Source organism: Shinella sp. G-2 (assembly GCF_050172695.1).
GTDB lineage: Bacteria > Pseudomonadota > Alphaproteobacteria > Rhizobiales > Rhizobiaceae > Shinella.
This window is the reverse complement of record NZ_JBBEYH010000008.1, coordinates 133128-156543: the sequence shown is the minus strand read 5'-3', so window position 1 is coordinate 156543 and position 23416 is coordinate 133128. Positions and strand designations below refer to the sequence as shown.

At 64.9% G+C, this 23416-nt stretch carries 11 protein-coding genes; 4 read left to right on the top strand and 7 right to left on the bottom strand.

Going from position 1 to position 23416, the window contains the following annotated elements:
* Positions 1–25: 25 nt before the first annotated feature.
* Both ccmB and ccmA read right to left on the bottom strand, forming a co-directional pair.
* Entirely contained in the window at positions 26–685 is a 660-nt protein-coding gene (gene ccmB, locus V8U06_RS15475) for a heme exporter protein CcmB (protein ID WP_427141408.1), read from the bottom strand.
* Positions 686–854: 169 nt separating this feature from the next.
* Positions 855–1496: a heme ABC exporter ATP-binding protein CcmA gene (gene ccmA / locus V8U06_RS15470; protein ID WP_427141407.1), complete on the bottom strand. Its 642-nt coding sequence runs from the start codon at positions 1494–1496 to the stop codon at positions 855–857.
* A gap of 266 nt (positions 1497–1762) precedes the next feature.
* Between ccmA and acnA the strand changes: the two genes are divergently transcribed.
* The 3 genes from acnA to V8U06_RS15455 all read left to right on the top strand — a co-directional run bounded on the left by acnA (position 1763) and on the right by V8U06_RS15455 (position 6175).
* Positions 1763–4456, top strand: a complete 2694-nt coding sequence (acnA, locus tag V8U06_RS15465) for an aconitate hydratase AcnA (RefSeq protein ID WP_427141406.1) — start codon at positions 1763–1765, stop codon at positions 4454–4456.
* Between the two features lie 173 nt (positions 4457–4629).
* Positions 4630–5385 (top strand): DUF1223 domain-containing protein, encoded by a 756-nt coding sequence (locus V8U06_RS15460; protein WP_226921710.1) that lies wholly within the window; start codon positions 4630–4632, stop codon positions 5383–5385.
* 415 nt (positions 5386–5800) lie between these two features.
* Positions 5801–6175: a DUF2794 domain-containing protein gene (locus V8U06_RS15455; RefSeq protein ID WP_427141405.1), complete on the top strand. Its 375-nt coding sequence runs from the start codon at positions 5801–5803 to the stop codon at positions 6173–6175.
* A 45-nt stretch (positions 6176–6220) separates the two neighbouring features.
* On the opposite strand, the gene V8U06_RS15450 is transcribed toward V8U06_RS15455, so the two are convergent.
* From V8U06_RS15450 to V8U06_RS15440, 3 genes are all read right to left on the bottom strand, one after another.
* Positions 6221–6772: an N-acetyltransferase family protein gene (locus V8U06_RS15450; RefSeq protein WP_427141404.1), complete on the bottom strand. Its 552-nt coding sequence runs from the start codon at positions 6770–6772 to the stop codon at positions 6221–6223.
* Positions 6773–6948: 176 nt separating this feature from the next.
* Positions 6949–10407: a pyruvate carboxylase gene (pyc, locus tag V8U06_RS15445; RefSeq protein WP_427141403.1), complete on the bottom strand. Its 3459-nt coding sequence runs from the start codon at positions 10405–10407 to the stop codon at positions 6949–6951.
* A 219-nt stretch (positions 10408–10626) separates the two neighbouring features.
* Positions 10627–11367 (bottom strand): helix-turn-helix transcriptional regulator, encoded by a 741-nt coding sequence (locus tag V8U06_RS15440; protein WP_226921714.1) that lies wholly within the window; start codon positions 11365–11367, stop codon positions 10627–10629.
* 303 nt (positions 11368–11670) lie between these two features.
* Here V8U06_RS15440 and V8U06_RS15435 point away from each other — a divergent pair, with 303 nt between their 5' ends.
* Positions 11671–13428, top strand: a complete 1758-nt coding sequence (locus V8U06_RS15435) for a glucan ABC transporter ATP-binding protein/ permease (protein ID WP_427141402.1) — start codon at positions 11671–11673, stop codon at positions 13426–13428.
* 208 nt (positions 13429–13636) lie between these two features.
* Here the strand turns inward: V8U06_RS15435 and V8U06_RS15430 are convergent, their stop codons facing one another.
* Both V8U06_RS15430 and V8U06_RS15425 read right to left on the bottom strand, forming a co-directional pair.
* Positions 13637–14809, bottom strand: a complete 1173-nt coding sequence (locus V8U06_RS15430) for an OpgC family protein (RefSeq protein WP_427141401.1) — start codon at positions 14807–14809, stop codon at positions 13637–13639.
* A 24-nt stretch (positions 14810–14833) separates the two neighbouring features.
* Positions 14834–23317: a GH36-type glycosyl hydrolase domain-containing protein gene (locus V8U06_RS15425; protein WP_427141400.1), complete on the bottom strand. Its 8484-nt coding sequence runs from the start codon at positions 23315–23317 to the stop codon at positions 14834–14836.
* Between the last annotated feature and the right edge of the window lie 99 nt (positions 23318–23416).

Genomic DNA, 23416 nt, shown 5'->3' with positions numbered 1-23416 from the left:
TGTCAGTCGGCCCGCCAGCCGGTCCTCAGTCGCTCGAAAGACGAAGTGCCGCGGCTGCGGCGACCGGTCCGATGACGGCGAAGAACAGGTTGAGGGCGACGAGAATGAGGAAGGGCGGCAGGAAGGGCGCCGGTTCCTGGATCGCCGCATAGACCGCGCTGACGCCGAAGATCAGCACGGGGATGGCAAGCGGCAGGACGAGGATGGAGACGAGCAGGCCGCCGCGCGGCAGCGCCACGGCAATGGCCGCGCCGGCCGCGCCGATGAAAGTGATGGCGGGCGTGCCGGCCAGCAATGTCAGCGTCGTCGCGCCGATGGCCGTCTCGTCCATGTTCATGAAAAGGCCGAGCAGCGGCGAGGCGATCACCAGCGGCAGGCCGGTGGCGATCCAGTGCGCGAGGCATTTGATGAAGACGGTCAGGACGAGGGGCGTCTCCTGCATCAGGAGGAGGTCGAGCGAACCGTCCTCGCGCTCGGCCTGGAACAGTCGGTCGAGGCCGAGCAGGGCGGCGAGCAGCGCGCCGATCCAGAGGATGGCGGGGCCGATGCGGGAGAGAAGGTTGAGATCCGGGCCGACGCCGAAGGGGATGACGGCGACGACGGTCATGAAGAAGAGCACGCCGATCAGCGCGCCGCCGCCGGCGCGCACGGAGAGCCTGATGTCACGGGAAAGGAGGGCGATCATGCGGCGATCCTCCGGTGGCGCGGGCACTGCCTGTTCCGCTCCGCCGCGCCGGGTGTCGTCCGCTCAAGAAGGGTGAAAGAACCGCGGTGCCGTCTCGCCGCATGCAGACCGCATGTCCGAAGATGGAGGTGCCCGGCGGAGGGGACGGGGAGAACCACATGCGCACCCATTACCACACGTCCTCCATCACCCCGGCAAAGCCTTGCATCCGCAATTCCTTCACCCCCTCCAGCCCCAGCGGCTGATGGGTCGCGGCAATCGCGATGCCGCCGGCGGCGAGATGTGTCGTGACGAGGCCGGCGAACATCGCTTCGGCGGCGGCGTCGAGCGCGGCCGTCGGCTCGTCGAGGATCCAGACGGGGCGCCAGGCGACGAGGAGTTTCGCCATGGCCATGCGGCGTTGCTGGCCGGCGGAGAGATAGCCGAAGGGAAGGTGGGCGATGCCGCCGAGACCGACGGCTTCCACCGCTGCGTCGATGGAGGTGCCCGCGCCGCCCTCGACATCGCCGAGAAAGGATTTCCAGAAGGCGAGATTCTCCTCGACGGTCAGTTCGCGCTTCATTGCATTGCGGTGGCCGAGATAATGCGCGGCCTCGCCGACGCGCTCGACCGGGTGCGCTGCAGCAAGCAGTTTCGCCGTGCCCGTTTCGGCCGGCAGAAGACCGGCGAGGACCCGCAGCAACGTCGACTTTCCAGAACCGTTCGGACCCTTGACGACGAGCGCCTCGCCGCTGGCGATTTCAAAGGAAATATCTTGGAAAATCAGGTCCTCGCCACGCTTGGCCCCCAATCCCTCGGCGACGAGCCGCATGGTGTTTCACTTTCCCTTTACGACCTTGGTCGCAACGCAAAAAAATTGTCCCGATTTGCCTATAACCGGTCTGGAACGTTTCTTGGAAATTATCTATAACCCCCGCAACACGCCAGCGGTCGGCGTGAATTTCATCCAAGCGCCGAACACGGGAATGATTTCCGCGTACGGACAGCGGAAATGGCCGCACCCGCATCCCATACGCGCTCAACGCGCACGGGCGTTCGTACGTCAGCTTTCTGGCGCCAGACGAGACGGGGTATAAAGTGTCCAAATCCCTAGACAGTTTCAATTGTCGTTCGACCCTTACGGTCAACGGCACCGACTATGTGTATTACAGCCTGCCCAAGGCCGAGGCGAACGGCCTTGCCGGCGTCTCGAAGCTGCCCTACTCGATGAAGGTGCTTCTTGAGAACCTGCTGCGCTTCGAGGACGGCCGCTCGGTCACCAAGGAGCAGATCCTTTCCGTCGTCGACTGGCTGACGAACAAGGGCACGGTCGAAAACGAGATCGCCTATCGCCCGGCGCGCGTTCTGATGCAGGACTTCACCGGCGTTCCCGCCGTCGTCGACCTTGCGGCCATGCGCGACGCGATGGTCTCGCTCGGCGGCGATCCGGAAAAGATCAACCCGCTCGTTCCCGTCGATCTCGTCATCGACCACTCCGTCATCGTCGACGAATTCGGCACGCCGACCGCCTTCGCGCGCAACGTTGAGCTGGAATACCAGCGCAACGGCGAGCGCTACCGCTTCCTCAAGTGGGGCCAGCAGGCGTTCCAGAACTTCCGCGTCGTTCCCCCGGGCACCGGCATCTGTCACCAGGTCAATCTGGAATATCTGGGCCAGACGGTTTGGACCAAGGAAGAAGACGGCGAGATCATCGCCTACCCGGATACCTGTGTCGGCACGGACAGCCACACGACCATGATCAACGGCCTCGGCGTTCTCGGCTGGGGCGTGGGCGGCATCGAGGCGGAAGCCGCCATGCTCGGCCAGCCGGTCTCCATGCTGCTGCCCGAGGTCATCGGCTTCAAGCTCACCGGCAAGCTCAAGGAAGGCGTCACGGCGACCGACCTCGTGCTGATGGTCGTGCAGATGCTGCGCAAGAAGGGCGTCGTCTCCAAGTTCGTCGAATTCTTCGGCCCCGGCCTCGACAACATGACGCTCGCCGACCGCGCGACGATCGGCAATATGGGCCCGGAATACGGCGCGACCTGCGGCTTCTTCCCGGTCGACGGCGAGACCGTCAACTACCTCACCATGTCCGGCCGCGAAGAGCAGCGCATCGCCCTCGTCGAAGCCTATTCCAAGGCGCAGGGCATGTGGCGTGACAGCGACGGTTCCGACCTCGTCTTCACCGACACGCTCGAACTCGACCTCGGCGAGGTGGTTCCGGCCATGGCCGGCCCGAAGCGTCCGGAAGGCCGCATCCCGCTCGAAAACATCGCTTCCGGCTTCGCCACCGCGATGGACAACGACTACAAGAAGCCCGGCCAGCTTGCCAACCGCTACGCGGTCGAGGGCACGGACTACGATCTCGGCCATGGCGACGTCGCCATCGCCGCCATCACCTCCTGCACCAACACGTCCAACCCGTCGGTCCTCATCGCCGCCGGCCTGCTCGCCCGCAACGCGGTCGCCAAGGGCCTGAAGACGAAGCCGTGGGTCAAGACCTCGCTGGCACCGGGATCGCAGGTCGTCGGCGAATACCTCGCCAAGTCGGGCCTGCAGGCCGATCTCGACAAGCTCGGCTTCAACCTCGTCGGTTTCGGCTGCACGACCTGCATCGGCAATTCCGGCCCGCTGCCGGCGCCGATCTCCAAGACGATCAACGACAAGGGCCTGATCGCCGCCGGCGTGCTCTCGGGCAACCGCAACTTCGAAGGCCGCATCTCGCCGGACGTGCAGGCGAACTACCTCGCCTCGCCGCCGCTCGTCGTCGCCTACGCGCTCGCCGGCTCGGTCCAGAAGGATCTCACCAAGGAGCCGATCGGCGAAGACCAGAACGGCAACCCCGTCTACCTCAAGGACATCTGGCCCTCCTCCAAGGAGATCCAGGAGTTCATCATGAAGTACGTCACGCGTGAGCTCTATGCCACGAAGTATGCCGACGTCTTCAAGGGCGACGAGAACTGGCAGGCGGTGCAGGTTCCGGAAGGGCAGACCTATGCCTGGGACGACAAGTCGACCTATGTGCAGAACCCGCCCTACTTCGTCGGCATGGGCAAGACCGGCTCGGGCCTGAAGAACATCGAAGGCGCCCGCGTCCTCGGTCTCTTCGGCGACAAGATCACCACCGACCACATCTCCCCGGCCGGTTCGATCAAGGCGGCCTCGCCGGCCGGCGCGTACCTTACGGGCAACGGCGTCGCGGTCGCGGACTTCAACCAGTACGGCACGCGCCGCGGCAACCATGAAGTCATGATGCGCGGCACCTTCGCCAATATCCGCATCCGCAACCACATGCTCGGCCCGAACGGCAAGGAAGGTGGCTACACCATCCACTATCCGTCCAAGGAAGAGATGTCGATCTACGATGCGGCCATGAAGTACAAGGCCGAGGGCGTTCCGCTCGTCATCTTCGCCGGCGTCGAATACGGCAACGGCTCCTCGCGCGACTGGGCGGCCAAGGGCACGAACCTGCTCGGCGTCAAGGCCGTGGTGGCGCAGTCCTTCGAGCGCATCCATCGTTCCAACCTCGTCGGCATGGGCGTCGTGCCCTTCGTCTTCGAGGAAGGCACGACCTGGGCATCGCTCGACCTCAAGGGCGACGAAGTCGTCACGATCGAGGGCCTGGAAGGCGACATCAAGCCGCGCGAGAAGAAGATCGCCAAGATCACCTACTCCGACGGCACGGTGAAGGAGGTTCCGCTCCTTTGCCGCATCGATACGCTCGACGAAGTGACCTACATGAACAACGGCGGCATCCTGCAGACCGTTCTTCGCGATCTCGCCGCCTGAGCGGATACAGCCTGAACAATGACGTGCCGGGGCCCAAAGCCCCGGCATTTTTCGTTCTGAGGCACGCGAATCCAACCAACAGTTTCACTCCATCGTGACTTCCTGTTGAAGCGGCAAGGGCGTATGACGGGCGCAAATGGCTGGCTCCTGCCGGCGCTCCATTGGAATTGATCATGCCGAGACCGTACATATCGGAATGTCTGGCGATCCTGCTGACGCTGGGAGCCGGCGCCGCTCACGCGCAGGAAGCGATAAAGCCCAAGGGTGTCGTCGAACTCTTCACCAGCCAGGGCTGCTCCTCCTGTCCGCCGGCCGACAAGGCCCTTGAGACGCTGGCCCGCGAGGGCAAGGTCGTCGCGCTCTCCTATCATGTCGACTACTGGAACTATCTCGGCTGGGCGGACACGCTCGCCTCCAAGGACAATACCGACCGGCAATATGCCTATGCCCGCATGTTCGGCCGCAACGGCGTCTATACGCCCCAGGCCGTGCTGAACGGCCGGGAGCATATCAACGGCGCCGACATTTCCGGCATCCGCGACCGCATCGCCGCCATGCCCGACGAGGGCAAGGGGTTGGAAGTGCCGGTCGATGTGGCGGTGCAGAACGACGAGTTGCGCATCCGCGTCGGGGCGGGCGAGGGCAAGGCCAATATCGTCATCGCCTATTTCGAGCGCGAACGCACTATCGACATCGACAAGGGCGAGAACCGCGGCAAGACGGTGAACTACTGGCATGCCGTGACCGATATGGAAACGATCGGCATGTGGGAGGGCAAGGAGACGAACCTCGTGCTGCCCGCCGACATGCTGAAGAAGAAAAAGAAGGCCGGCGGCTGCGCCGTGCTGCTCCAGCGCATGAAGACGGCCGACACGCCGGGCGCGATCCTGGGAGCAACGGTGCTGACCGGCGACAAGGCATCCCGGTAGACACGCCATACCGGTAAGCGCCTGGCGCAGGGCCGAACCGTGCAGCGATTTGTGAGAACGAGCCCGCAGAACACCGAAGCGCCTGCGCTTCGGGGAGGTCCGGTCCGGCTTCTTCGAGGGGCTGGGGCTTGAGGGTTCGAAGATAGACGGACCGGACCGAGACGAAGCTGCCGGCAACGGAATACAGGGCAACTTCGACAGACGCTGGCCCTAACGAACCGTCTTCCCGCACAAGGCAGAAGGCCGGTAGGAGCGGCGACTGGCGGACTGTCTCCTCAAAATTGGGCGTCTGTTTGTCTGAAATGCGGCGGGGCGGATTTTTGCAAAATTGCCCGGCCCGACCCATCCGCCTTGCTTTTCGGCATCGGTCAGGCACACTGTCACCGTGCCGTCACAGAAAAGGTGCGGAGATTCGATGACAGATCAGCCGGATTTGCAGGCGTCCAATGTCGTGGTCGACCTCAAGGAATACCGCAGCAGCAAGGATCCGCTGCCGGTTACCTTCCATCGGCGGGAGCTCGACGCGATTCTCTGGGTCTATGGCCGCATGGTCGGCGAGGGCGAGTGGCGCGACTATGCCATCGACCATATGCGTGACAAGGCCGTCTTCTCGATCTTCAAACGATCCGGCGAAATGCCGCTCTACCGCGTCGAGAAAAACCCGAAGCTCGCGGCCAAGCAGGGCGCCTACAGCGTCATCAACCAGCACGGCACCATCCTGAAGCGCGGGCACGAACTGAACCAGGTTCTGAAGGTCTTCGACAAGGTGCTGCGTCTCGTCGAGACGTGACCCGTCTCCCGGGCGGTCGACGCCGGCACGCCCGCCTTTTCCGATTTACCCCATCGTTCCCGGATAATCCGCCGCCGATGGCTCCGTCTCGGCTCCATCGCCGAGCGGGCGCTGCATGAAGACGGTATCGAGCCAGCGGCCGTGCTTGAAGCCGGTCGCCGTCATGCGGCCCGAATGCGCGAAGCCGGCAGCGCTGTGGACGGCGATGGAGGCGGGATGCGCGCCGCCGATGACGGCGACCATCTGGCGAAAACCAAGCTCCGTGCAGCGGCGAATGAGTTCCGCGAGCAGCGCCTTGCCGACACCCTTGCCGCGCGCTTCCGGCGCCAGATAGACCGAATCCTCGACGAGCCAGCGATAGGCCGGGCGGGTCCGGAAGGCCGAGGCATAGGCATAGCCGAGGATGAGGCCGGTCTGCTCGATGGCGACGATATAGGGATAGCCTTTGCCCGTGATCGCCACAAAACGCGCCTGCATCTCGTCGAGCGAGGGCGGGTCGATCTCGTAGCTTGCCACGCCGTTCAACACGGACTCGCGGTAGATCTCGGTGAAGGCGGCGATGTCGCCGGGGGCGGCGGTGCGGATGACGAAGCTCATGGAAGCCTGCGTTTCGTTGAACAATCCGCCGCGTTTTGCGTCCGCCCTTGCCGGAAAGCAAGGGCGAAAAGGGGATGGCGTTAACGCCATCCCGGGGCGCTTGGTAAAACTGGATCGTCAGGCGCTGCCGTCATGCCCGAAACCGGCGCGGGCATGACCGTGATTTGCGGTGCCGGTCAGGCGCCGTAGACGATCAGCAGGTCCTTGGCGTCGATCTGGTCGCCGGCCCGGACGAGCACTTCCGAGATCATGCCGTCCCTTTCGGCATGCAGCGCGGTTTCCATCTTCATGGCCTCGATGGAGAGCAGCACGTCGCCGGCCTTGACCGGCTGGCCGGCGGCAACGGCAACCGTCGAGATGACGCCCGGCATCGGCGCGCCGAGATGGGCGACGTTGCCGTTGTCCGCCTTGCGGCGGACGGCCGAGGTGGCGGCGCGGTTGCGATCCGGCACCTTGATGAGGCGCGACTGGCCGTTGAGCTCGAAGAACACTTTCACCATGCCCTGCTGGTCCGGTTCGCTGCTCGCCTGGTGCAGGATGACGAGCGACTTGCCGCGCTCGATTTCCGGCTGCAGTTCCTCGCCCGGTGCAAGGCCGTAGAAATAGGCCGGCGTCGGCAGCACGCTGACGGGACCGTAGGTGTCGACGGCGAGCGCATAATCGGTGAAGACCTTCGGATACATCAGGTAGGATGCGAATTCGAAATCGTCGACCTTGCGCTCCAGCTTGTCTTCGATGGCCTTGCGTTCGGCCTCGAGATCGGCGGGCGGCAGCAGCGAGCCCGGCACGGCGGTATAGGGCTGTTCGCCCTTCAGCGCCTTCTTCTGCAGACCGGCCGGCCAGCCGCCCGGGGGCTGGCCGAGATCGCCCTTGAGCATGGAAACGACCGAATCGGGGAAGGCGATGTCCTTGGCCGGATTCTCGACGTCGGCGACGGTCAGGTCCTGGCTGACCATCATCAGCGCCATGTCGCCCACCACCTTGGAGGACGGCGTCACCTTGACGATGTCGCCGAACATCTGGTTGGCGTCGGCATAGGCCTGGGCGACCTTGTGCCATTTGGTTTCGAGGCCGAGCGAGCGAGCCTGTTCCTTGAGATTGGTGAACTGGCCGCCCGGCATTTCGTGCAGGTAGACTTCGGAGGCCGGCCCCTTGAGATCGCTTTCGAAGGCGGCGTACTGGAAGCGCACGGCCTCCCAGTAGAAGGAGATGCGGCGGATCCATTCGGGATCGAGGCCCGGATCGCGCTCCGATCCTTTCAGCGCCTCGACGATGGAGCCGAGGCAGGGCTGGGACGTGTTGCCCGAAAGGGCGTCCATGGCCGCGTCCACCACGTCGACGCCGGCATCGACGGCGGCCAGCACGGTCGCGGCGGCGATGCCCGACGTGTCATGGGTGTGGAAGTGGATCGGCAGGTCCGTCGCCTCGCGCAGCGCCTTGAACAGAACGCGGGCGGCGGCGGGCTTCAGGAGGCCCGCCATGTCCTTCAGCGCGATCATGTGCGCGCCGGCCTTTTCCAGCTCGGCGGCGAGATTGGTGTAGTACTTCAGGTCGTATTTCGGGCGGGCCGAATTCAGGATGTCGCCGGTATAGCAGATCGTCGCTTCGCAGATGCGGTTCTCTTCGGCGATGGCGTCCATCGAGACGCGCATGTTGTCGACCCAGTTGAGGCAGTCGAAGACGCGGAAGACGTCGATACCGCCCCTGGCCGCCTGGCGCACGAAATACTTCACGACATTGTCGGGGTAGTTCTTGTAGCCGACGCCGTTGGCGCCGCGCAGCAGCATCTGGAGCAGCAGGTTCGGCGCATCCTCGCGGATGCGGGCGAGGCGCTCCCACGGATCTTCCGTCAGGAACCGCATCGAGACGTCGAAGGTCGCGCCGCCCCAACATTCCAGCGAGAAGAGTTGCGGCAGGGCGCGGGCATAGGTGCCGGCGACGCGAGCGATGTCATGCGTGCGCATGCGCGTCGCCAGCAGCGACTGGTGGCCGTCGCGCATGGTCGTGTCGGTCAGGAGCACGCGGCTTTCGGCGCGCAGCCACTCGCCGAACTTCTTCGGGCCGAGTTCATCGAGCCTCTGCTTGGTGCCGGCGGGGATATCGCCGCCGATGAAGGGCACGACGGGCTTGGCGACGTCGGACGGCGGCTTCGGACGCCCCTTGGCTTCCGGATGGCCGTTGACGGTGACGTCGGCGAGATAGGTCAGCAGCTTGGTCGCGCGGTCCTGGCGCTTGACCTGCTGGAACAGCTCCGGCGTCGTGTCGATGAAGCGGGTCGTGTAGGTGTTGTCGCGGAAGGCCTCATGGCCGATGATCGCCTCGAGGAAGGTGAGGTTGGTGGCGACGCCGCGGATGCGGAACTCGCGCAGCGCGCGGTCCATGCGGCTGATCGCTTCGGCCGGCGTGCTGCCCGAGGCCGTGACCTTGACGAGCAGCGGGTCGTAATAGCGGGTGATATAGGCGCCGGTATAGGCTGTGCCGCCGTCGAGGCGGATGCCGAAGCCGGCGGCGGAGCGGTAGCCGGTGATGCGGCCGTAGTCCGGAATGAAGTTCTGTTCCGGGTCCTCGGTGGTGATGCGGCACTGCAGCGCGTGGCCGTTGAGGCGGATGTCGGCCTGGGCGGGCACGCCCGATTCCGGCGTGCCGATCGCCTCGCCGTCGAGGATGTGGATTTGGGCCTTGACGATGTCGATGCCGGTCACGACTTCCGTGACCGTATGCTCGACCTGGATGCGCGGATTGACCTCGATGAAGTAGAATTTGCCGGTATCGGCATCCATCAGATACTCGACCGTGCCGGCGCCGATATAGTTGGTCGCCTTGGCGATCTTCAGCGAATAGGCGGCGAGCTCCTGGCGCTGCGCTTCCGAAAGGTAGGGCGCCGGTGCGCGCTCGACGACCTTCTGGTTGCGGCGCTGGATGGAGCAGTCACGCTCGAACAGGTGCACGACATTGCCATGGGTATCGCCAAGGACCTGGCTTTCGACGTGGCGGGCGCGCTCGACGAGCTTTTCGAGATAGACCTCGTCCTTGCCGAAGGCGGCCTTGGCCTCGCGCTTGGCCTCCGTCACCTCGCGGATCAGGTCCTTCGGGTCGCGGATGGCGCGCATGCCGCGCCCGCCGCCGCCCCAGGAGGCCTTGAGCATGACGGGATAACCGATCTCGGCGGCGAGACGGTGGATTTCGGCTTCGTCCTCTGGCAGCGGGTCGGTGGCGGGCACGACGGGCACGCCGACGGAAATGGCGAGGTTGCGCGCGGCGACCTTGTTGCCGAGCTGGCGCATGGTGGCCGGGCGCGGACCGATGAAGGTGATGCCGGCGGCATCGCAGGCATCGACGAATTCCGGGCTTTCCGACAGAAGGCCGTAGCCCGGATGGATGGCGTCGGCGCCAGAGAGCCTGGCGACGCGGATGACTTCCTCGATGGAAAGATAGCTTTCGATGGGGCCGAGATCACGCGTCAGATGCGGGCCACGGCCGATCTGGTAGCTCTCGTCCGCCTTGAACCGGTGCAGCGCCAGTTTGTCCTCTTCCGCCCATATCGCAACTGTTTTCAAGCCGAGTTCATTGGCCGCGCGGAAGACGCGGATGGCGATTTCGGACCGGTTGGCGACAAGGATCTTGGAAATGGGCAAGTCGGACTCCTCATTGACTTGAATAGGGGACTTGGAGCGGGAAATGCTGCACCCGCGAAGAGAATTATTAGCGGGTAATTTCCAAAGTGCAATTTTGTAGTCGTCATGGAACAAAAGATTTGCGCCGCCGGAAACAATCCCGACGGCGGTGCAAACAGTCCTGACGTGCTTATCGTTTTAAAAACAGAAGCTTATGTTTCCTGCGCGCTGGCGGCCGGTCTAGGAGACGAGGCCGAGGCGGAAGGCGATGGCGATGGCATGATGGCGGTTATGGGCGCCCAGCTTCTCCTGGATGCCGTTCATGTACCAGTCGACCGTATGGCTGGAAATGCCGAGAACGCGGCCGATTTCATGCGAGGTCATGCCTTCGGCAAGCAGGCTCAGGGCCTCCATTTCGCGGCGCGTCAATTCGACGTCGACGACCGCCGACAGCCGTGCTGCCGCCTCCGGGTCGGCCGCGTGGATGAGCTTCCAGTAGAGCCGCCGCGCGATGTTGTCGAAAAGGCCGATCTCGACGTTTTCGAGCTCGACGGGCTTGCCGCCGAGACTGAGGCTGCCGAGCAGGCCGCGCCGCCCGTGGATGGGGAACATGTAGCCGTCCTCCAGCCCGTTCTGGCGCGCGTCCACCATCATGCGCTCCATGCGCTTGCGGTGCGGGCTGGCCCGGAAGGCGCCCAGCGTGTCGCGCCAGCGAAAGCCCTCCTGCGCATGGCCGAGATAGCGCACGGTCGGATCGACCTGCATGTAGCGTTTGCGCAGATAGGTTTCCGGCCAGCCCTTCGGCCAGCGGCCGGAAAGAAGCAGGCTCGACAGGCTCTCCGCCGGCTTGGGAGCCTGGATGAGGCCATAATAATCGAAGCCGTAATGCGCCAGAAGGCGCTCGAATTCGGCGGCCGTCTCTTCTCGACCGCGCAACTCGTCGATCAGTGCAAGAAACTGCACCAGTAAGTTGATCTTCATGTGCCCCGCGCTTGACTAGCTTTGTTTAACCAACTGATAAAGCTGAACCTGGCCGGCAACCGGCCCAAGCGCCCCACTCAATATCCCCGCCTGACAAATGGCAGGATCGGCGCGCGGAAATCAATTGCTTTGCATGCATGGCTGGCCTGAAATTGCATAATCACGCAAGATTTCAGGGGCGTCATGAAATTTGCTTGACTGGGAAGAACTTTTGCCGCTTCCGCTGATTAATACCCTCAGCGAAGGGACTGAAGGTGCGAAAACAGCACCGCACAACAGCTATTGCCGGAAAGGCTCCATTCCGTGTCTTTGTTTCAGGTCTATGCCAGGGCCCTCAGCTACCTCGGCATCTACAAGCTTCGCGTCGGGCTGGTCGTCGCCGCCAACATCGTTCTTGCGGTGATCACCATTGCCGAACCCATCCTGTTCGGTCGCATCATCGACGCCATCTCCACCAAGGGCGACGTCACGCCGATGCTCCTGATGTGGGCGGGCTTCGGCCTGTTCAACACCATCGCCTATGTGCTCGTCGCGCGTGAGGCGGACCGGCTGGCCCATGGCCGTCGCGCCAGCCTCCTGACGGAGGCCTTCGGCCGCATCATCTCCATGCCGCTCGCCTGGCACAGCCAGCGCGGCACGTCCAATGCGCTGCACACGCTGCTGCGCGCCTGCGAGACGCTGTTCGGCCTGTGGCTCGAATTCATGCGCACGCACCTCGCCACGGCCGTGGCGCTCGCCCTGCTCATCCCGACGGCCTTTGCGATGGACTACCGCCTGTCGCTGGTGCTGGTCGTTCTCGGCGTGCTCTATGTGCTGATCGGCAAGGTGGTGATGAATCGCACGCGCGAAGGACAGGCCTCGGTGGAGAACCACTACCACACGGTGTTCTCCCACGTGTCCGACTCCATCAGCAACGTTTCGGTCGTGCACAGCTACAACCGCATCGAGGCGGAGACGCGCGAACTGAAGCGCTTCGCCGAGCGGTTGATCAATGCGCAGTTCCCGGTGCTCGACTGGTGGGCGCTGGCCAGCGCGCTGAACCGCATCGCGTCGACCATTTCGATGATGACCATCCTCGTCATCGGCACGGTGCTGGTGCAGCGCGGCGAAATCCGCGTCGGCGACGTCATCGCCTTCATCGGCTTTGCGGGCCTGCTCATCGGCCGCCTCGACCAGATGAAGGCCTTCGCCACCCAGATCTTCGAGGCGCGCGCCAAGCTGGAAGACTTCTTCACGCTGGAAGATGCCGTGAAGGATCGCGAGGAGCCGATCGGCGCCGGCGACCTCGGCGATGTGAAGGGCAAGGTCGAATACCGCAATGTCGGCTTCGACTTCGCCAATGCCACGCAGGGCGTACGCGATGTCTCGTTCACGGTGGAAGCCGGCCAGACCGTCGCCATCGTCGGCCCGACGGGGGCCGGCAAGACGACGCTCGTCAACCTGCTGCAGCGCGTCTACGAGCCGCAATCCGGCCAGATCCTCATCGACGGCGTCGATATTTCCACGGTGACGCGCAAGTCGCTGCGCCGGTCCATCGCCACCGTGTTCCAGGATGCGGGCCTGCTCAACCGCTCGATATCCGACAACATTCGTCTCGGCCGGGAAGGTGCGAGCGAGGAGGAGATCGTCGCGGCGGCGGAAGCGGCGGCGGCGAACGATTTCATCCTCTCGCGCCAGAACGGTTACGACACCCATGTCGGTGAGCGCGGCAACAGGCTTTCCGGCGGCGAGCGCCAGCGCATCGCCATTGCACGCGCCATCCTCAAGAACGCGCCGATCCTCGTGCTCGACGAGGCGACCAGCGCGCTCGACGTGGAGACGGAGGCGCGCGTGAAGGCCGCGATCGATTCCCTTCGCCGCAACCGCACGACCTTCATCATCGCCCACCGCCTGTCGACGGTGCGCGAGGCCGATCTCGTCGTGTTCATGGATCACGGCCAGATCGCCGAGATGGGCACGTTCAACGATCTCAGCCAGAGCAATGGCCGTTTCGCCGCATTGCTGCGCGCCAGCGGCATCCTCACGGACGACGACGTGCGCAAGAGCCACACGGCGGCTTGATCCGCCCGAGGCAATTCCGGTGAATGCCGTTCACCGGAATTGCTCCAGCCTCTTGCGCTTGTGGCATGATCCGACGCGGAAGCGACGGCGCTCCGGCTTGGATGTTTCTAGAGCATGTCAGGTTCAGATTGAACCAGACATGCTCTAAATTCTTTTGTTTTCGTTTGTCTTTTCGGGAAAACCGGTTCCCACTTTTCCCTGACAAACTCTAGCGCTTGCGCGTATCGCTGTTCTTGACCGGCAGGGCCTGCAGGCCCTGCCGTTTTGCGTTCTGGGCGATGACGGCGGCCTGCCAATCGAGATAACGCGCATAGGCAAAATGCAACGCGATGCCGAGAAGCGCGTAGAGCGTGCCAAGGATCGGGTTCTTGCCGGTGACGAACATCAGCACCTGGCCGACCATGGCGAGGATGGTGCCGAAGATGAAGACGGCGAGCGAATGCCGGCCGATGGCCACCAGCGGGTGGGCGAGCGGGAGCGCCGCCCAGGCCGACAGGGCCGGGATGGTCGCGACGAGATAGGCGCCGGCCAGCACATGCAGGAGGCGGGTGGCCGAAAGGAAGGTCTTGTCGAAGCCGGTCAGCACGGCGGGCAGCCCGTAGGAGAAATCGATGTTCCACCAGGAAAACACCACCCACAGCATCGAAGCCAGGAGATAGGCGGCCGAGAGGACCGTGAGGAAAAGATGGCGCGGGATACCGCCAGCCTTCGCCTTCAGGACGCCGACGAAGCCGATGACGAAGAGGAATTGCCAGGACAGCGGGTTTAGGAACCAGTAGCCGTCATCGAGGAAGTTCGATGGAGCGATGCGCCAGATGCCGGCGCACAGCCAGATGGTACCGGAGACGGCGAGCAGGAGGCGCGGGCTCTGCCGGTAGAGCCAGAGGAAGCCGGGCAGCATCAGGAAGAGCACGGCATACATGGACAGGATGTTGTTGTAGCCGAACTGGTGGCCGAGCAGCACCATGCTGACGACGCCCTGTTCCGTACGGTCGACGACGGCGCGCAGGTTGATTTCCGACAGGAGATCCTGCCGGCCGAACCAGAGGGCCCCGCCGGCGAAGATGGCGAAGGTGATGATGCTCGTCATGATATGGGCGACATAGAGCGTCAGCGCCCGGCGCAGGATGCGCAAGGTGACCGCCAGCCGTTCGCCGACCGCAAAGCGCGATCCATAGGCAAGGCCGACCGACATGCCGGAAATCAGCACGAAGGCCTCCGCCGAATCGGAAAAGCCGACGTTCTTGTGCGTCAGGTGTTCCAGATACTGGCCCGGAACGTGATTGACGAAGATCGTCAGGAGGGCGAGGGCCCGGAAGACATCGAGGCGCGTGTCGCGTTGCCGCGGCACGGCGCCTGTCAGTCTGGTCGTCTCTGTCATGGTGCTTCGATCCACATGGGTGGATCAGAGCAAATAGCCCTCGTTTGAAGATTTGATGACAGAGCCGTTGATTGTCGCCTGCCATCCACCTTCGTCCGCGCGGTCGACGCGGATGGAAAGTTTCTTGCCGTCGAGCACCAGCGTCGCCGTGTAGCCGTTCCACGCGGCCGGCAGGACCGGCGCGACGAAGAGGCGACCGCCTTCCTTGCGGATGCCGAGAATACCCTCGACGGCGGCGCGGTAGAGCCAGCCGGCCGATCCCGTGTACCAGGTCCAGCCGCCGCGGCCGGTGCGCTCGCCTTCGCCATAGACGTCGGCGGCGACCACATAGGGTTCGACGCGGTAGCGCTCCGCGGCGTCCGCATCGAGCGCATGCTTGACGGGGTTGAGCAGGTCGAGGCAGGCGAAGGCATCGTCGCCCCGTCCCTGCCGCGCCAGCGCCAGCACGACCCAGGTCGCGGCGTGGGTATACTGGCCGCCGTTTTCGCGTACGCCCGGCGGATAGGCCTTGATGTAGCCCGGGTCCTGCGGGGTTTCGGAAAGCGGCGGGGTGAACAGACGGATGATGCCGTTCTCCCGGTCGACGAGTTCCGCCATGACGGCGTCCATCGCCTGATGCGAACGCTCACTGTCGCCCTCGCCGGACAGCACGCTCCAGCTCTGGGCGATAGAATCGATGCGGCATTCGGCGCTCTCGGCCGAACCGAGCGGTGTGCCGTCGTCATAGTAGCCGCGGCGGTAGTAGCTGCCGTCCCAGCCGGCCGTTTCCAGCGCTTCCTTGAGACGGCCGAGATGACCTTCCCATGCATCGGCGCGACCATGATCTCCGCGCGTACGGGCGAGCGGGATGAAGCCGCGCAAGGTGCCGGCCAGGAACCAGCCGAGCCAGACACTGGTGCCGCGGCCGGCTTCGCCGACGCGGTTCATGCCGTCGTTCCAGTCGCCGCCGAGGATGAGCGGCAGGCCGTTCTCCCCCGTACGCTTCAGGGCAAGGTCGAGGGCGCGGGCGCAATGGTCGTAGAGCGATGCCTCCTCGGCCGAACGGCCGGGTTTGTAGAAGGCGTCGTGCTGGCCTTCAGCGAGCGCCGGGCCTTCGATGAAGGCGAGCGTTTCGTCGAGCACGGCTCCGTCGCCGGTCACCCGGCAGTAATATTCGACGGCATGGGCGAGCCAGACGACGTCGTCGGAGATCATCGTGCGCACGCCGGCGCCGCTGTCCGGCAGCCACCAGTGTTGCACGTCGCCCTCGACGAACTGGCGGGCGGCCGCGTTGAGGATCTGCTTCCGGGCAAGCTCCGGCCGATGAAGGATGAAGGCCAGCGTGTCCTGCAACTGGTCGCGGAAGCCATAGGCGCCGCTTGCCTGGTAGAAGGCGGTGCGGGCCATGATGCGGCAGCCGAGTGCCTGATAGGGCAGCCAGTCGTTGACCATGCGGTCGAGCGCCGCATCCGGGGTCTTCACCTGCAACGTGCCGGTGAAGCCTTCCCAGAAGGCGCGGACCGAGGCCATGACCGCGTCGAAATCGGCGGTGCGGGCCTTGTCGGCCAGCGCGCGGGCCATGTCCGTATCGGCGGTGTCGCCGAGCACGAAGAGCAGTTCGCGCTTCTCGCCCGGCTTCAGCATGATGTCGACGGTCAGCGCCGCGCAGGGATCGCCGATGCCGTCAGCATTGCCCGTGAGCGGCTCGCCCGTCGCCACGGCGGCCGGCAGAACGATGTCGCCCGTGCGGCCGATGAAGTCGCGGCGCTTGGCGGTGAAGCCCGTCAGCGGCGCATCGACGGCGAAGAAGCTGGTCCGGCCGGCGAAATCGAAGCTGTAGGGATTGGTGGCGAAGAGCGCGCCGCTCTCCTCGTCCTGGCTGGTCAGAACGAAGGGTGCGGTCTTGGCGGGATTGTTACCCAGCACCCATTCGACATAGCCGTAGACGGAGAGGCTGCGTTCCGTATCGCCGGTGTTCTTCACGACGAGACGCGAATATTTGACCGGGTCTTCCGGATCGACCGTCTGCACCAGATCGAGCTCGATGCCGTCCTCCCAGCTGCGGAAGGCGGTGTAGCCGAGGCCGTGCCAGGTCTCGAATTTCACCGTCGGCTTGCGGGAAAGGGCGGCGAAGGGCGTCATGACCGTGCCGCGCTCGCGGTCCTTCACGTAGAAGGCCTCGCCGGGGCGGTTGACGACCGGATCGTTCGTCCAGGGCGTCAGCTGGAAGTCGCGCGAATTGCGGCTCCAGGTGAAGCCTGCGCCTTCCGCCGAAACGTGGAAGCCGAAATCGCGGTTGGCGATGACGTTGATCCACGGCTGGGGCGTCGCCTCGCCGCCGCGCAGGCGCACGGCATATTCGCGGCGGTCGGCGTTGAAGCCGCCAAAGCCGTTCCAGAAGGACAGGCCGTCGCCATCGATGGTGACGGGGTCGCCCGTCGGTGCCGGCAGCTTCGGCAGCGCGTCCGTCTTGGTCTCTTCCTCGCCACGCGGGGTGGAGAAGAGCGAGACCGTGCGGGCGATCTGGTCGGCAAGCGAGCCGTTGCGCGCGTGGAAGACGGCGCGGGCGGTCGCCAGCAGCGCCTGCCAGGTGGAGACTTCCATCAGGTCGCGGCGCACGGTGAAGACATGCTGGCGCACGCCGTCCGACTGGCCGCGCATGCGCAGATTCTCGCACATCTGGTCGAGCGTGTGCTGCATGTCCTGCGCATAGGAGGCGGCGCGCTCGTTGAGGATGACGAGGTCGGCGGTGACGCCGCGATGGCGCAGATATTCCTGGGCGCGCAGCGCTTCCCGGGCGACGTCGAGGTCGATCTCGTCGTTGATGCGCAGCACGAAGATCGGGAAGTCGCCGGAGATCGCCAGCGGCCAGAGCGCCGACTGCGCGGTGAGGCCGGTCTGGATCGTGCCCGTATCGGCCCGCAGATGCATGTCCGGATAGGTGAGGTAGCGGCCGAGCATCTGGAAGCTCGCCGCCTCCTGCGAGGTGACGCCGACATGGCGCATATGCACCTGCGAGCGCGTCCAGGCATGGATCATTTCATGGTTGAAGGCGTCGGGGTGGCGGTAGCGGTCGATGGCCGCGTCCACCTCGGCGCGGCTCGGGGCCGCAATGGTCCAGAAGATGACCTTGACCTTCTTGCCGGCCGGCACGCGCACCACGCGGCGCAAGGCCAGGATCGGATCGAGCGTGAAGCCGTCCGTGCCGGAGAGCTGCGCGCCGGCATCGAAGGCGGCGGCATTCGTCAGCGAGCGGCCGCGGCCGATGAAGCGACGGCGGTCCGTCTCGATTTCGGTGCGGCGCGAGGGGCCGGCATTGTCGACGATCAGGTGGGCGATCGCCATGTCCGGTTCGTTCGGGTTGCGCTTCTGGCGCTCGGCGCGGATGACGTCGCCGCGCTTGCCGATCTCGGTGCGCACGAACATCTTCGAGAAGAGCGGATGGGCACTGTCGGCATCGTCCGTCGAAATGACCGGCTCCATATAGGAGGTCACTTCGATGAAGCGGTCTTCGGTGCCGGTGTTGAGCAGCGTCAGGCGGCGCCCCTCGGCATCGTGTTCGGTCGCGACGATGACCTCGACCTCGCTGGTGAGCTTGCCGATGGTCTTGACGAATTCCGCCTTGTCGTCGCCGAACTGCGTCTTCGTCTCTTCGCCCTCGATGCGTTTCGGCTCGGCGGTGGCGGACCACCATTCGTTCGTCGCCATGTCGCGCAGGAAGAGGAAGGAGCCCCAGCGGTCTTCCGTCGGATCGGGCTTCCAGCGGGTGACGGACTGGCCGTTCCAGCGGGAGTAGCCGGCGCCGGTGGCGGTGAGCATCACCGAGTAGTGGCCGTTCGACAGGAAGACGGTCTCGCGCTCGCGGGCGATCGGATCCTTGAAGATGCGGATTTCCGGGCGCAGCAGGTCGGCCTGCGTGCTGCCGACGGTTTCCGGCTCGCGCTTGGCGTTGATGACCGGAATGTCGCGCGGGGCCTTTTCCTGCAGCAGCAGTTCGGCCGCCTCGATGACGGGATCGGCATGGAAGCGTTCGCGCAGCGCCCCGTTGAAGACGACGTTGGCGACGGCGGCGATCGACATGCCGTGATGGTGCGCCATGTAGTTCTTCACGACGGCGCAGGTCTTGCCTTCCGGCACGCGGGTCGGCGTGAAGTCGACGGCATCGTGGAAACCGTAGACGCCGAGCGCGCCGAGCTTGCGCAGGCGCTCGAGGTTTTCGAGCGATTCCTTCGGTGCATATTGCGCGGCGAGCAGCGAGGCATAGGGCGCGATGACGGCGTTCTGGCCGAGGCCGCGCTTGAGGCCGAGCGTCGGCACGCCGAAATTGGTGTACTGGTAGGTCAGCTCATGGTCACGGGCGTTGAAGGCCGCTTCCGAAATGCCCCAGGGCGTGCCGAGGCGGCGGCCATGATTCATCTGCTCGACCACGACGAGATTGTTCGTCTGGTTGAGAATGCCGCCCTGGCGCTCCTGCATGACGAGCGGGGGCATCAGATATTCGAACATCGAGCCCGACCAGGAGACCAGCGCGCCGCGCGAGCCGACCGGCACGACCGGACGGCCGAGCTTGTACCAGTGCTCGGTGGGAAGGTCGCCCTTGGCGATGGCGAAGAGGCTCGTCAGGCGCGCTTCGGAAGCGAGCAGGTCGTAGCAGGCCTCGTCCAGCTCGTTGGTCTCGACGCGGTAGCCGATGGAGAGCAGGCGCCGTTCCGGGCGGAACAGGAAGCCGAAATCCATCGAGAAGGCGATGTCGCGCGAACGGTCGCGCAGCACGACGAGGCGGTCGCGCAGGGCCTCGATGGAGCCGAGATCGAAGACGCTGTCGGCGATATGCGCCTCGCAGGTCGCGACCAGCGCGCCGGCCCATTTGGCCAGCTCGCCGCTTTCGGCCGACTTGATCTCGTGGTCGAGGTTGACGATCAGCTTGTTGACGTCGCGCGCCAGCACCGAGAGGTTGATGACGCGGATGGAGGCGAATTCGTGCTCGCGCTTGACGGCGGCGAGCGCGTTGCGGAAGCCCTCGATGCGCTCCTCGATGAGACGGCGGAGCGGGCGCACGGTCTTGCGATCGTCCGGCAGCTGCTTCAGCGTTTCGGAGAGGATGGAGGCGACGTCGCCGATGCCGTCGAGGCTGCCCTGCAGATGCGCGGACGGGGCTTCGGCCCATTCGCGGCACATGGAGGAAATGGCGATGAGATGGCCGGCGAGGTTGCCGCTGTCGACCGCCGAGACGTAGCGCGGCCCCAGCGTTTCCAGCGTGTTGGTGCGGTACCAGTTGTAGAGGTGGCCGCGGTATTTCGGCATGCCGTCGATGGTGGCGATGGTCTGTTCGAGGCGGCGGACCGTCTCCTCGAAGCTGATCCAGCCAAAATCGCGGGCGGAGATGACGGACAGCAGGTAGACGCCGATATTGGTCGGCGACGTACGCTCGGCCAGCACGGGCTGCGGCGTTTCCTGGAAATTGTCCGGCGGCAGGAAATGCTGCTCGGCGGTGACGAAGGTCTCGAAGTAACGCCAGGTGCGGCGGGCGATCTTGCGCAGTTCGGTCGCGACATAGTCGGAGACGACGAGCTGGTCCTCGGTTTCGGCCGTCTGGCTGACATACCAGGCGATCATGGGCGAGAGCATCCAGACCAGCGCGAAGGGCACGCCGATGAAGGGCAGGCCGGTGTCCGAAATCATCGCGAGCGCGACCGAGACCACGGCGAGCGCCGGGGCCTGCCACATGGACTTGTAGTGGGCGAGGATGCCGCCGCGCGCCGCGCTGTCGGCCTGCGCGGCCGTGCGCCATTCCAGCATCAGCTTGCGGCTGACGAAGGTGCGGTAGAGCGAGCGCACGATGGCGTCGGCCATCAGCGCCGCCGAATGGGCGATGAAGGCGATGCGCAGCGCAACCTGCGCGTTGGCAGCACGGATGTCCGAGAGAACGCGGTGCACATGGGCGCGGGCGACGATATCGCTGCTGCGCGGCATGACGCCGGAAATGAGCGAGAGCGTCGGAGCGACGAAGAGCAGGAAGATCAGCACCAGCTGCCAGATCAGCGCCTGGCGCGGCTCCATGTAGTACCAGCCCATGACGGAGGCGACGAGCCAGCCGATGGGAATGAGGCTGCGGCGCAGGTTGTCGTACATCTTCCAGCGGCCGAGCATGGAAATGCCGCTCGACGGGCCGAAGAGATAGGGCAGGAGCTGCCAGTCGCCGCGTGCCCAGCGATGCTGGCGCGAGGTCTCGACGCCGTAACGGGTCGGGAAATCCTCGACGAGCTCCACATCCGTCACCAGTGCGCAATGCGAGAGCGAGCCTTCGAGCAGATCGTGGCTGAGAACCGAGTTCTCCTCGATGCGGCCCTTCACGGCGGCTTCGAAGGCATCGACGTGATAGAGGCCCTTGCCGGTGAAGGTGCCTTCGCCGGCGAGGTCCTGATAGACGTCGGAAACGGTGAAGACGTAGGGGTCGACGCCGCGATCGGCGGAGAAGATGCGCTGGAAGGTCGAGGCTTCCTTGCCCGTCGTCAGCGAGGGCGTGACGCGCGGCTGGAGGATGGAATAGCCGGCGGTAATCTTGCCCGTCGCCTCGTCGATGACGGGGCGGTTGATCGGGTGGTGCATCTTGCCGACGAGCTTCGTCACGGCATCGCGCATCAGGCGCGTGTCGGAGTCCAGCGTCATGACGTACTTGACGTCCGACGGCACGATGTTGGCGCCCGGCAGGAAGGTGGTGTCGCCGTCGCCGCGCAGGAGAAGGTTCAGCTCGTGCAGCTTGCCGCGCTTGCGCTCCCAACCCATCCAGGCCCCTTCGGAGGGGTTGTAGAGGCGGCGGCGATGCAGGAAGTAGAAGCGCGTGCGTCCGTCATAGGCGTAGCGGGCGGAGAGCGTCGCGATCTCGCGCTTGGCGTATTCCAGCACGTCGAGATCGGCGGGGGATTCCTCCGCCTGGCTGTCGGCCCAGTCGCTGAGCAGGGCGAAATAGATCTCGCCGCGCGGATTGGCGAGGTAGTGGACTTCGAGATTGCGCACCAGCTCGTCGACATGGTCGCGCTTGGAGATGAGACAGGGCACGACGAGCAGCGTGCGTGCGTCCTCGGGAATGCCGTCCTTGAACTCGTAGCCGACGAGGCGCGAGGGCGTGACGAAGAAGGTGACGAGCGTGTTGAAGAGGCCCGTCGCGCCTTCCGAGGCTGGTAGGGCGAAGAGCACCAGCATGATCAGCCAGGCGCCGTTCGGAATGTCGAGCTGATCGAGGAAGTAATAGACCGCGATCATCGCCAGCAGCGTGAGGATGATGTTGGGGCCGGCGACGGCCAACCAGTCGAGCTTGCGCGTCAGGCGCACCACGCGCTGGACGGCGGTCGGGCGGTAGCCGATGCGTTTTTCCAGCAGCTTGCGTTTCTTGCCGACGAGGAAGGCGGCGACATTGGCCTCGTAGTCCGGATCCTCCGCATTCGCTGCGGCGTCTTCCGCCGTCATGGCGAGCGCGGTTTCCGTGACCTCCAGCTCGGTCTTGCCGGAGCGGCGGGCGAAGCGCTCGATGGAGTTGCGGTACTTGTTGCGCGAGCCGAAATCGAGGTCGCTATAGTCGGAGCCCTGGCGCAGCGCCTCGTCGAGGCGGCTGACACTCTCGAACCAGACCGGCCATTCCGTATCGTCCACCGAGCGCAGGCTCTTGATGAGCGAGCTCATGGTGACGTTGCCGGAGGACAGGCGGTTGTTCTCCGCCACGATCAGCTCCTCGAGGTCGCTGCCGCGGCTCTCGATCTTGCGCTCCAGCCACTGGATCACCGCGCCGGAGGCCTGCAGGCCGTCGCGCAGGCGGTAGAGTAGCTGGATGACGAAGGTATTGTCCTCGACGAAGCTCTCCATCGAACGCAGATGCGCGATGCACTTCTCCGGGTCGTTGAGGCGCACCAGCTCGTCGGCCACTTCATTGGCCTTGAAGCGCATCTTGCGCGAGCGCTCGACGCGGCTGGAAATGCGGCGGAGGTTTTCGAGCAGCACGAAGCGGATGAAGGACGGCAGCGCCCAGAGTTCGCCGATCTTCAGGGCGTCCTGCTTCTGAAAGCCCTGCACGAAGGCGGTCAGGCTTTCGACGGAGACGCCGCTATGGGTGTGCGCGACATAGATCCAGGCGAGCGCCAGCGTGCGGGGGATCGGCTGGCCTTCGATGTCGATCGTCGGAAGCTGGCGGAAGAAGCGGCGGGGAAAGTCGCGGCGGACTTCCTGGATCGCCTCTTCGATGACGTAGTAATTGTCGAGCAGCCACTCGGCCGCGGGCGTGATCTGGGCGCCGGCTTCCACGTCCTTGGCGGTCGCCTGGTAGACACGGAAGATCTCCTTCTCGTTTTCCTTGTGCCGCGGCCGGAACTCGAAGGGCTGATAGCCCGGCAGGGTCGCCGTCCTGTCGCGCGCGAGCGCTTCGCCGCAGTCGGCCAGCTCCTCCAGCGTCAGATAGGTGGCGCGGATCGAGTCGTTATAGTCGATCTGCTTGGCATCGGCGTCGCGCGGAGCTTGCGGCGTATTGTGAAGGGGCATGTTTCTGATTCTGGATCCGGCCTTGTTGAACCATTCGGCGATGGCCTTTGCGCCGGAGGGTTTTCCGCGGGCAGGCTTCATCTCGGTGCCGCGATCAGC